Annotated in this window: 10 protein-coding genes; 3 read left to right on the top strand and 7 right to left on the bottom strand. The window is 65.0% G+C overall.

Annotated features, from left to right (window positions below; genetic code table 11):
- Positions 1-13: 13 nt before the first annotated feature.
- The 7 genes from zwf to ACMV_RS02710 form a co-directional block, all read right to left on the bottom strand.
- Positions 14-1,513, bottom strand: coding sequence for a glucose-6-phosphate dehydrogenase (zwf, locus tag ACMV_RS02740; protein ID WP_013639477.1), 1,500 nt, complete (start codon positions 1,511-1,513; stop codon positions 14-16).
- 80 nt (positions 1,514-1,593) lie between these two features.
- On the bottom strand, positions 1,594-2,367 hold the full coding sequence (locus ACMV_RS02735) for an L-iditol 2-dehydrogenase (RefSeq protein ID WP_011941543.1): 774 nt from the start codon (positions 2,365-2,367) through the stop codon (positions 1,594-1,596).
- A 7-nt stretch (positions 2,368-2,374) separates the two neighbouring features.
- Positions 2,375-3,148 carry an SDR family NAD(P)-dependent oxidoreductase gene (locus ACMV_RS02730; protein ID WP_007424290.1) on the bottom strand — a complete coding sequence of 258 codons (774 nt, stop codon included), beginning with the start codon at positions 3,146-3,148 and terminating at the stop codon, positions 2,375-2,377.
- Between the two features lie 36 nt (positions 3,149-3,184).
- A complete protein-coding gene (locus ACMV_RS02725; protein WP_011941542.1) occupies positions 3,185-4,282 on the bottom strand; it encodes an ABC transporter ATP-binding protein in 1,098 nt (365 codons plus the stop codon).
- A gap of 9 nt (positions 4,283-4,291) precedes the next feature.
- Entirely contained in the window at positions 4,292-5,113 is an 822-nt protein-coding gene (locus ACMV_RS02720; RefSeq protein WP_011941541.1) for a carbohydrate ABC transporter permease, read from the bottom strand.
- Positions 5,114-5,123: 10 nt separating this feature from the next.
- Positions 5,124-6,035: a carbohydrate ABC transporter permease gene (locus ACMV_RS02715; RefSeq protein WP_011941540.1), complete on the bottom strand. Its 912-nt coding sequence runs from the start codon at positions 6,033-6,035 to the stop codon at positions 5,124-5,126.
- Positions 6,036-6,107: 72 nt separating this feature from the next.
- Positions 6,108-7,418, bottom strand: a complete 1,311-nt coding sequence (locus ACMV_RS02710) for an ABC transporter substrate-binding protein (RefSeq protein WP_011941539.1) — start codon at positions 7,416-7,418, stop codon at positions 6,108-6,110.
- Positions 7,419-7,799: 381 nt separating this feature from the next.
- Between ACMV_RS02710 and ACMV_RS02705 the strand changes: the two genes are divergently transcribed.
- Genes ACMV_RS02705 through ACMV_RS02695 form a run of 3 tightly spaced genes read left to right on the top strand, consistent with a single transcriptional unit; the run spans position 7,800 to position 11,308 of the window.
- Positions 7,800-8,699 carry a DeoR family transcriptional regulator gene (locus ACMV_RS02705; protein ID WP_007424285.1) on the top strand — a complete coding sequence of 300 codons (900 nt, stop codon included), beginning with the start codon at positions 7,800-7,802 and terminating at the stop codon, positions 8,697-8,699.
- Complete coding sequence (locus ACMV_RS02700; RefSeq protein WP_011941538.1) at positions 8,696-9,637, top strand: sugar kinase; 942 nt, start codon at positions 8,696-8,698, stop codon at positions 9,635-9,637. The genes ACMV_RS02705 and ACMV_RS02700 overlap by 4 nt, the downstream gene beginning before the upstream one ends.
- 27 nt (positions 9,638-9,664) lie before the next feature.
- A complete protein-coding gene (locus ACMV_RS02695; RefSeq protein WP_011941537.1) occupies positions 9,665-11,308 on the top strand; it encodes an FGGY-family carbohydrate kinase in 1,644 nt (547 codons plus the stop codon).
- Positions 11,309-11,327 lie beyond the last annotated feature (19 nt).

Below are 11,327 nucleotides of genomic sequence, written 5' to 3'. Positions count from 1 at the left end.
GTGCGGGGGCGCGTCAGTCGCCGGCGCCGTAGCCGGCCTGTTCGTCGAACCAGGTGCGGCCGTCGCGGACGATCATCGCCACCGCCTCGGACGGGCCCCAGGTGCCGGCGGTGTAGAGCTTGGGACGGTCGCCGGCGGATTTCCAGGCATCCAGGATGGATTCGGTCCATTCCCAGGCGGCCTCGACCTCGTCGCGCCGCATGAACAGGGTGGCGTTGCCGCGCACCACATCCATCAGCAGGCGCTCGTAGGCATCCGGCATGTGGTTGTTCTTGAAGGTTTCGGCAAAGCTCAGGTTGAGCGGGGCGTTGCGCAGGCGCAGGCCGCCGGGGCCCGGTTCCTTCGTCCACAGATGCAGGCGGATATGCTCGTCCGGCTGCACGCGGATGACGAGGCGGTTCGGCATCGCGTGATCCGAGCCGGTGGGGAAGATCCAGTAGGGCACCGGCTTGAACTGGATGACGATTTCCGAGACCTTCTCGGGCATCCGCTTGCCGGTGCGCAGATAGAACGGCACGCCGGCCCAGCGCCAGTTGCGGACCTCGACCTTGAGGGCGGCGAAGGTTTCGGTGGTGGAGCCGGGGGCGATGTCCTTTTCCTCGGCATAGGATTTCACCGGGCCGCCTTTGATCGCGCCGGCGCGGTACTGGCCACGGACGGATTTTGTTGCGATATCGTCACGGGAAATCGGAGCGAGGGATTTCAATACCTTGATCTTCTCGTCGCGCACTTCCTCGCGGTCGAACGTTGCTGGCGGCTCCATCGCCACGAGGCAGAGCAGCTGCATCAGGTGGTTCTGGATCATGTCGCGCAGCGCGCCGGTATGGTCGTAATAGCCACCGCGATCCTCGACGCCGACGGTCTCGGCGACGGTGATCTGCACATGGTCTATGCCGTTATGGTTCCAGACCGGTTCGAACAGCGAGTTGGCGAAGCGCAGGACCAGGAGGTTCTGCACCGTTTCCTTGCCGAGATAATGATCGATGCGGAAGATGTTGCGCTCCTCGAACACCGCGCCGACACGATCGTTGATGGCGCGGGCGGAGGCAAGGTCGTGGCCGATCGGCTTTTCCAGCACGATGCGGGTTTCAGGCGTTTGCAGGCCGTGGGCGTGGATGTTGTCGGCGATCGGGCCGTAAAGCTCGGGAGCGGTGGCGAGGTAGAAGACGCGGATCTGGCGCGGTTCGTCGCTGAGCAAAGTGGCAAGTTCAGGCCAGCCGCGCGCGGCCTTGGCGTCGACGGAGACGTAGTGCAGCCGGGCGAGGAAGCGGGCAAGAACCTCGGGGTCGAGCTTGTCGGCGATGAATTCGCGCAGACTGGCCTCAACGAGTTCGCGAAACCCCTCGCCCGTCATGTCGGTTCGGGCAGAGCCGACGATGCGGGACGTTTCCGGCAGTTGACCATCGAGATCGCGGAGGTAAAGCGCGGGCAGAAGCTTGCGGCGCGCGAGATCGCCGGTGCCGCCGAACACCACGTAGTCGAACGGGTCGATGATGGGCTGGGAAAAATTCATGGGTCAAAATAATCCCTGGTTGCCGCTGCCCCGTATAGGCCGGGCCGCCGGTCAACTCAACACCGGCGGTCCGCTTGCGTTCAGTTCATGCAGTTGCCGCCATCGACGTTGAGCGTCTGGGCGACGACGTATTCCGCCTCGTCGGAGGCGAGGAAGATGGCGGCACCGACCAGATCGTCCGGCCGGCCCATCCTTCCATAGGGCACGGCAAGGCCGACCTGACGCTTCTTCTCGCCAACCGGCAGGCTTTCATATTTCGCGAACAGCGCATCGACCTCTTGCCACATCGGCGTGTCCACCACGCCGGGGGAGATGGCGTTGACACGGATGCCGTGGCGGATCAGGTCGAGCCCGGCAGACTGGGTGAGACTGATCACCGCCGCCTTGGTGGCGCAATAGACGCCGACCAGCGCCTCGCCGCGGCGGCCGGCCTGAGAGGCCATGTTGATGATCCGCCCGCGCCGGCCGTTGGCGATCATCTGCCGGGCGACCGCCTGCAGGGTAAACAGAAGGCCCTTCACGTTGACCGCGAAGAGACGGTCGTAGCTTGCCTCGGTGATGTCGGCAATCGGCGCGAGATCGAACACCGCGGCGTTGTTCACCAGAATGTCGAGCCCGCCGCGCGCGGCGGTGAAATCGGTGAAGGCGGCGATCGACGCCATCTCCGCCACATCGAGCGCACAGGCATGCGCCTGCGGCCCGAGTTCGCACGCGGCGGCGGCTGCCGCTTCCAGTGACCGGTCGGCAATGCAGACCGTGGCCCCCTCGGCGATGTAGCCCGCCGCCATCGCCCGGCCGATGCCACCGGCCCCGCCGGTGATGGCTGCGTATTTGCCCTGCAGGCGTCCGCTCATCGCTGCCTCACCAGACCGTGTAGCCGCCATCGGCGAGGACGATCGAGCCAGTCATCAGGCTCGACGCGTCGGAAGCAAGGAAGAGCACCACCGAGGCGATTTCGTGCGGCTGGCCGACGCGGTGCATCGGCGTCATGTCGAGCCAGATGCGGTTGAGTTCGGGATCTTCCATGCCGAAGCGGGTCAGCGGCGTGTCGATATAGGTGGGGGCGACGGCGTTGACGCGCACACCGCGATCGGCCCACTCGCCGGCGAGCGAGCGGGTGAGGTGATGCACCGCCGCCTTCGAGGCATTGTAGAACGACTGCTTCTGCGGCTTGTTCGAGATGAAGCCCGACATCGAGCCGGTGTTAACGATGACGCCGCGCTGGCGGGCGAGCATCGCGCGGCCGAAGGCGCGGGCGCACCAGAACACGCCGTTGAGATTGACGTTGATGACGTCAAGCCAGTGCTCGTCGGTAACATCCTCGGCGGCGACGCCCGAGCGGGCGATGCCGGCATTGTTCACCAGGATGTCGATCGCCCCGAATTTCGCATTCAGGCTGTCCGCCGCCGCGTTCACCGCGTCGGGGTCGGTGACGTCGAGCACGATGGCATCGGCCGAGTAGCCAAGCCTGGCGAGTTCGGCCTTGCCTTCCTCGCAGACATTCGCATCGCGGTCGGCGATGACGACATGCGCGCCGGCTTCGGCCAGAGCGGTCGAACAGGCGAGGCCGATCGCGCGGCCGCCGCCAGTGACGACCGCGTTGCGCCCCTTGAGGTCATATTTCTCGAGATACATGTCCGCTCCTTGTGTTGTCCGGCACTGGCAACGTGCTCAGTGCAGGTGGAATTCGCGCCGCAGCAGCGCCTTGCCGTCCGGTCCGAACAGGACGGCGCGGGCGGATTGCGGTTTCATGCGCACGGGGTCGCCCATGCGCACGCCCGCGAGATCGTCCGCCTTGACGATCATCTGCTTCTCGCCGGGGCGCTTGACGTAGACCAGGGTTTCGTTGCCGAGATGCTCGACGAAATCGGCGGTGCCGCCGATCTCGCCATCGGCGGCGAGCGCGGTGTGCTCGGGCCTGGTGCCGAGGGTGACGCGCAGGCCGGGGGCGGCGGCGATGTTCGCCGCCTCGACACGGATGGTGCCGCCATCATCGAGTTTCACATCCGCACCGGCATCGTCGCGCGCGGCGATCTCGCCTTCCAGCAAATTCATCTTGGGCGAGCCGATGAAGCCGGCGACAAAGAGATTGGCAGGGTTGTGGTAGAGTTCGAGCGGGGAGCCAACCTGCTCGACGATGCCGCCGTTCAGCACCACGATGCGGTCGGCCATCGTCATCGCCTCGACCTGGTCGTGGGTGACGTAGATCATCGTGGTTTCGAGCTGCTTGTTCAGCTTCACCAGCTCGGTGCGCATCTGCACGCGCAGCGCCGCATCGAGATTCGACAGTGGCTCGTCGAACAGAAATCCTTTCGGATTACGAACGATCGCGCGGCCGATGGCGACGCGCTGGCGCTGGCCGCCGGAAAGCGCCTTGGGGCGGCGGGCCAGCACCTTGTCGAGTTGCAGCATCTCGGCGGCGTGGGCGACCTTCTTCTCGATCTCGGCCTTGGGCACCTTTGCCATCTTGAGCGCGAAGCCCATGTTTTCCGCGACCGTCATGTGCGGATAGAGCGCATAGGTCTGGAACACCATGGCGAGGCCGCGCTTGTCAGGCGGGATGTCGTTGGCGCGGACGCCATCGATGCTGAAATCGCCGCCGGTGATTTCCTCAAGCCCCGCGATCATGCGCAGCAGCGTCGTCTTGCCGCAGCCCGAGGGGCCGACGAAGACGACGAATTCGCGATCGTCGATCGACAGGTCCACGCCCTTGATGGCGTGGAAGCCTTCATATCGCTTCTCGACCTTTTCAAGCAGAAGTTTCGCCATGATCCGCTCCTATTTCACCGCGCCGAATGTGAGCCCGCGCACGAGGCGGCGCTGGGTCAGGCTGCCGAAGACCAGAATGGGGGCGACCGCGAGAACCGAGGCCGCCGAGAGTTTCGCCCAGAACAATCCCTCCGGCGCCGAGAACCGCGCGATATAGGCGGCGAGCGTTCCGGCATGGGAGGCGGTGACGTTGATGCTCCAGAACGCCTCGTTCCAGGCGAGGATGACCGAGAGCAGCGCCGTGGAGGCCACGCCGGGACCCGCGAGCGGGAGCAGCAGATGGATCATCTGCTGGCGCGGGCCAACGCCATCGACGCGCGCGGCTTCGAGAATTTCGTGAGGAATATCCTTGAAGAACGAGTAGAGCATCCAGACCACGATGGGCAGATTCATCAGCGTGTCGATGCCGACGAGGCCGAGCCGCGTGTCGAGCAGGTGGACGTTCTTGAGGAAGAGATAGATGGGCATGAGCACGCCAACCGCCGGGAGCATCTTGGTCGAGAGCATCCACATCAGGGTAAATTCCGTGCGCTTGCCAGGGAAGAAGGCGAGCGCGTAGGCAGCGGGAAAGGCGATGGCGATGGCAAGCACGGTGGAGCCGACGCTGACGATCACGCTGTTCAGCGCGAAGAGCAGGTAGCCGGCATTCTGCGTTGCATCGAAGAAGCTCTTGAGCGTGGGCGTGAAGATGAGCAGCGGGGGAATCGCGATGGCTTGGCCTTCGGTCTTGAAGGCGGTGACGAGCATCCAGAGGATCGGGAAGAACATGATGAACGCGGCCGCCCAGGCGAGGATGGCGAGGACAACGCGGCTGGAGAGGGATGGTTTCATCAGCAGCACCTCACGCCTGCAGGGTGCGCGAGACCGCGCGGATGAGGAAAAAGGCGAGGATATTAGCGAGGACGATCGCGAAGACGCCGGCGGCTGAGGCGCTGCCGATCGAGAAATCGTTGAGCGCGCGGATGAAAATCATGTAGGTCAGCGTCGTCGTCGCGTGGCCTGGACCGCCATTGGTTGTGGTGTAGATGACGGCGAAGGCCGAGAGCATGAAGATCGATTCCAGCATCACCACGATCGAGATCGGCCGGCCGAGATGCGGCAGCACGATGTAGCGCAGGCGGGCGAGGCCCTTCGCACCATCCATCCGCGCGGCTTCGAGCTGGTCGGTATCGAGCGATTGCAGGGCGGTGAGCAGGATGAGGGTAGCGAAGGGAATCCAGCGCCATGAATAGATGATCACGATCGAGACCATCGGATAGACGCTGAACCAGGCAATGGGTTTGAAGCCGACCAGCGTCATCAGCCAGCCGGCGAGGCCGCTGACCGGATCGAGCAGCAGGTTCTTCCAGATCAGGGCGGCAACCGGCGACATCACGAAGAAGGGCGCGATCGCCATCAGCCGGGCGATGTTGCGGCCGGGGAAGTCGTTGTTCAGCAGCAGAGCGATGATCGTGCCGAACACGATCGAAGCGACGAGCGTGCCGGCAACCAACACCACGCTGTTCCAGATCGCCGTCCAGGTCGAGGAATCGGTGAAGAGATAGGTGTAATTGAGGCCGCCATTGTAGGCCGAGGGCGGCTCCATCAGATTATAATGTTGAAACGAATAGAGAATCGTCTGCAGGAGCGGCAGGATTGACCAGAGGAGCAGAAGGATCACAGCGGGCAGCAGCAGTGGCAGGGTCCGCACCTGCCGGCGCTGCGTGGCGCCCGATCTGCCCGGTGTTATCGTGCCTGACGTTGGCTGGATCATCGCACACTCCCGCTTTCCGAAGGGGCGGCGGCGCTCCGGTTGACCCGGGGCGACGCCGCCCTGCTGCCGCACTCAGTGGTAACCGGCTTCCTTCATCGTCCGCGCCGTTGCCTTCTGGGCCTGGGCGAGCGCCGCGTCGACCGATTTCTGACCGGCGAGAGCTGCCGCGATCTGCTGGCCAACTTCGGTACCGATGCCCTCAAACTGAGGGATCGCGACGAACTGCACGCCGGTATAGGGGACTTTCTTGAGCGTCGGATTATTCGGATCGGCGCTCAGGATCGCTTCCTTCACTTTCGAGGCGAAGGGAGCGGCCTTGGTGTAGTCGGGGTTGTCATAGGTCGAGATGCGGGTGCCGGGCGGGACCTGGACCCAGCCGAAGGTCTTGCCGACGAGCTTGAGATAGGCCTTCGACGTCGCCCATTCGAGGAACTTCATGTCGTCCGCCTTGTGGCGCGTGGTCTTCGGCATCGCGAGCGCCCAGGCCCAGAGCCAGTGCGCGCCATGAGGCGTGACCGCCACCGGGGCGGATACCATGCCGACCTCGTTCGCGACCTTCGAGGTCTTTGGATCCCAAAGCGTGCCGGCGGCGACCGTGCTGTCGATCCACATCCCGCACTTGCCCTGGCTGAACAGCGCGAGATTCTCGGTGAAGCCGTTCGAGGTAACGTTGGGGGGGCCGTACTTCTTCTCGAGATTCACGTAGAAGTTGGCAGCTTTCTTCCAGGCCGGGCTGTCGATCCGGGGCTGCCACTTCATGTTGAACCAGCGGCCGCCGAACGTGTTCACCAGCGTGGTGAAATAGGCCATGTTCTCGCCCCATCCAGGCAGGCCGCGCAGACAGATGCCGTAGATGCCCTTCGACGGATCGTTGATCTTGGCGGCAAACTTCTCGATTTCGGTATAGGTCGGATGCGCCGGCATGGTCAGGCCGGCAGCCTTGAAGAGATCTTTGCGGTAATAGGTCGCCGAGCTTTCGGCGTAGAACGGGAGAGCGTAGAGTGTGCCCTTGTAGGACAGCCCGTTGCGTACCGAGGGAAACAGGTCCTTCACGTCGTAGCTCGCCGGCAGGTTCTTGATCGGCGCGAGCCAGCCGGCCTTGCCCCAGATCGGCACTTCGTAGGAGCCGACGGTGACGATGTCGAAATTGCCGGAATTCGTTGCGATGTCCGTGGTGACGCGCTGGCGCAGGGTGTTTTCAGGCAGCACCACCCAGTTCAGCTTGATGCCGGTTTCCTTGGTGAACTGCGGCGACAGCTTCTGCATCTGCAGCATGTCGGGGTTGTTCACCGTCGCGATCGTCAGCGTCGTCGCATGGGCGGCGGTAATGCCGAGGCAACCGAGGGCGAGTCCGCCCACCGCAATCCTGATCTGTCGTTTCACGAGACGTTTCTCCCTCTCGAACAATCCGGTTCATTGAATCAAGCAAGGGCGCCGCCAAACCGCGCGCCGAAGCGTGCGCAGACGGGCTGCGCAAGGTGGGCCCGCAAGGAGCCGGTGCGGATGACAGGGATGCCGGCTTGCGGCCCCGATGCGGGCCGCGACCGGATGGATGAACATCCCCCCGCGCGCTGCGTCCAGGCTTCGGCGCAGCTTGTGATTCGTAGGTAGCGAACTTTCGTTTGATAAGTCAACGGAAAAAATTCACCGCATCGCAATATCCAAAAACACTAATTCATAATGAAAATGCTATAGAATTGGTTAAGGACAGTCATCATGACATGATTCGGCCGCTTTCGTTTCGAAACCTATGGACTTCCGAGCATGTTGCTGGCATCGATAGCAGATGGGCAGCCTGGGAACATCGACGTGACGCTCGGCGCGAAAAGTGCCGTGCTGCAGCGGCGGCTGAAGATCGCCGACTGGATTCGCCAGTACGGGCAAATGCGCGTTGATGAGCTCAGCACGGCGCTAAAGGTTTCCGAAGTCACCATCCGTGGCGATCTCACTTATCTTGAGGAGCAGGGGCTGATCGTCCGCAGTTTCGGCAAAGCGATAGCGGCGAAATCGGGCGCGCCGCGCGACCGGCCCGCCGGCGCGCCACTGACCAAGGCGCTGCTCGTGCCGATGCTGCGGCGGGCGCAGGCGCTGATCGGACCCGACCAGACCGTGCTGATCGGCCCTGGCCCGCTCGCCACCCAGGCAATTCCTTGGCTTGCGGAAATTCCGGGAGTTTCCGTGGTGCTGACCAGCACCGAGGCGATCCCCCTCGCCCGCACCTGCCTCGATGCGAGGATCTACCTGCTCGGCGGCGAGATTACCGCGGAGAGCGGTATGATCGAAGGCGCAGGCGCCCTCAGGATGCTTGACCATTTTGCGCTGGGCTGGTCGATCCTCGAGGCGGACGCCCTGTCCGCCGATTCGGCGCTGCTGGTGGCCGCCAAGCCCGCCGAACGGCTGGCCGAGGCGGCGATACGGCGCAGTACGCGCAGCATCGTGTTGATCGGCAACCCTGCGCTCTCGCTCGAACGGCGGACGGCGCAGCTCGGCCTTACCGGGATTTCCGACCTGATCCTGCCCGGCATGCCCAGCAACCGTCTGCGCGACATCCTCCTCGGCGCCGGCTTCAGGCCTGTCGAGACCGATGGCGGAACCGAGGCGCATTTCTCCAGCCATCCCGCGCATAGCCGGAGCGGCGCCAGGGCGTTCGGCGAGGCGTCATGACCGGCATGATCGTGACCATGGGTGAAATCCTCGTCGACATTCTCGCCGAGGAAAAGGGCCAGGGCTTCCACGAGCCCGGCCGGCTGCTTGGCCCCTTCCCCGGCGGCGCGCCGGCGACCTTCATCGCCCAGGCCGCACGGCTTGGTGCTGGCGCGGGCATCATCTCCTGCATCGGCGACGACGATTTCGGCTGGCTCTGCGTCGACCGGCTGCGGCGCGAGGGGGCGGATGTGAGCGCCGTGCGGATCGAGCCGGACCAGGTGACGGCAAGCGCCTTCGTGCGCTACCGCGAGGATGGCGACCGCGACTTCCTGTTCAACCTCAAGCGCAGCGCCGCGGGGCGGATCACGATCGACGCCGCCGCACGGGCGATGCTCGCTCAATGCGCGCATTTCCACATCATGGGGTCGTCGCTCTTCTCGTTTCATATCATTGACGAAATGAAAAAGGCGATCGAGCTGGCCAAGGCGAACGGCGCGGTGATTTCCTTCGATCCGAACATCCGCAAGGAAATGCTGATGATTCCGGAAATGCGCGCGGGCCTCGAATTCATGCTCGGCTATACCGACATCTTCATGCCGTCAGGCCCTGAGATCCTGCTGCCGACCGAGGCGAAGTCGGAACGCGCGGCGGTCGAGGAACTGCTCGATCTCGGCGTACGGATGGTAGTGATCAAACGCAGCCGCAAGGGTGTGAGTTTCCGCTCGCGCGATGAACAATTCGACCTGCCGGCGTTTCCGGTGGAGGAGATCGACCCGACCGGGGCGGGCGACTGTTTCGGCGCTGCCTTCGTCACCTGCCTGTTGCAGGGGATGGGGACAAGGCGGGCGCTCGACTATGCCCGCGCGGCGGGCGCGCTCGCCGTCAGCCGCAAGGGCGGGATGGAAGGGGTTGCCGACTTCGCAACGCTCGACGCCTTCATCGCCGCCGCGGGCTGAGCGGCAACCGGAACGAGGAGGACCGCCATGAGCCACCCGGCAAACCATATCGTCATTGGCGTCGATGTTGGCACCGGCAGCGCTCGCGCTGGCGTGTTCGGCTTGGACGGGACGATGCGCGGCAGTGCCGTGCGGGCGATCCGCGCCTGGCGACCGCGGCCGGATTTCATCCAGCAGTCGAGCACCGATATCTGGGCAGCGGTGAGCGATGCGGTGCGCTGCGCAATGGCGGAGGCCGGCAGTGGGCTGGTGGTGCGCGGCATCGGGTTCGACGCAACCTGCTCGCTCGTGGTGCTGGATGAAGCCGGCGCGCCGCTGCCGGTGGAGCCGGACGGCGACCCGGCGCAGGACGTGATTCTCTGGGCGGATCATCGCGCGCAGGCGGAGGCGGACGAAATCAATGCGGGCGGGTACGAGGTGCTGCGCTATGTCGGCGGGCGGATCTCGCTGGAGATGGAGACGCCGAAGCTGCTGTGGCTGAAGCGGCACGCGCCGCAAAGCTGGGCGGCGGCGCGGCATGTCTTCGACCTGCCGGATTTCCTCACCTACAGGGCGACGGGTGCGGCCAGCCGCTCGCTCTGCTCGACCGTGTGCAAATGGACCTATCTCGGCCACGAGGAACGCTGGGACGAGGCGTATTTCCGGGCGATCGGGCTTGGCGAGCTTGCCGATGAGGGGTTCACGCGGATCGGCACCACGATCCTGCCGATCGCGACACCGGTGGGCGGCGGGCTTTCGGCCGAGGCGGCGGCGGCGTTCGGGCTGGCGCCGGGGATTCCGGTCGGCACCTCGGCGATCGACGCGCATGCGGGCGGGATCGGGGTGATCGGCGCCGCACTCGACGGGATGGCGCCGGATGCGGCCGCGCTCGGGCGACGGGTCGCGCTGATCGGCGGGACGTCGTCCTGCCACATGGCGGTGGCGCCGGAACCGCGCTTCGTGCCAGGCGTGTGGGGGCCGTATCACGCGGCGATGATTCCGGGGATGTGGCTGAACGAGGGCGGGCAGTCCGCGACCGGCTCGCTGATCGACCATATGGTGACGACCCATGCCGCCTATCCGGCACTTGCCGCCGCGGCGAAAGCGGAGGGGGTGAGCATCTACGAGCGGCTGAACGCGCTGGTCGGGCGGATGGCGGCGGAGGCTGGATCGGCCGCGGCGTTGACCGAGGGCCTGCACGTGTTTCCCGATTTCCACGGCAACCGCTCGCCGCGCGCGGATGCCACCCTGCGGGGCATGATCTCGGGCCTGCCGCTCTCGGCGGACGAAGCGGATTGCGCGCGGCTCTATCTCGCAACGCTCCAGGCTTTGGCCTACGGCACGCGGCACATCATCGAGACGATGAACGCCAATGGCTACGCGATCGACACGATCATGGCGACCGGCGGCGGGACGAAAAACCCGCTTTTTCTCCGCGAGCACGCGGATGCGACGGGTTGCCGGATCGTGCTGCCGGCGGAGCCGGAGGCGGTGCTGCTCGGCAGCGCCATTCTCGGCGCGGTGGCGGGCGGCGTGTATCCTGACCTGCCGGCAGGAATGGCGGCGATGAGCCGGGCCGGGGCGATGATTGCGCCAGAGGCAGCGAACGCCGGCTTTCATGCCCGCAAATATGCCGTGTTCCGGCGGATGCATGACGACCAGATGGCGTATCGGGCGCTCATGCGGAGCTGACACCGTTCACGGAAAAGCG

The organism is Acidiphilium multivorum AIU301 (assembly GCF_000202835.1).
Classification (GTDB): Bacteria; Pseudomonadota; Alphaproteobacteria; order Acetobacterales; family Acetobacteraceae; genus Acidiphilium; species Acidiphilium multivorum.
The sequence above is the reverse complement of the archived record's forward strand: the minus strand, read 5'-3'. Positions and strand labels throughout refer to the sequence as shown.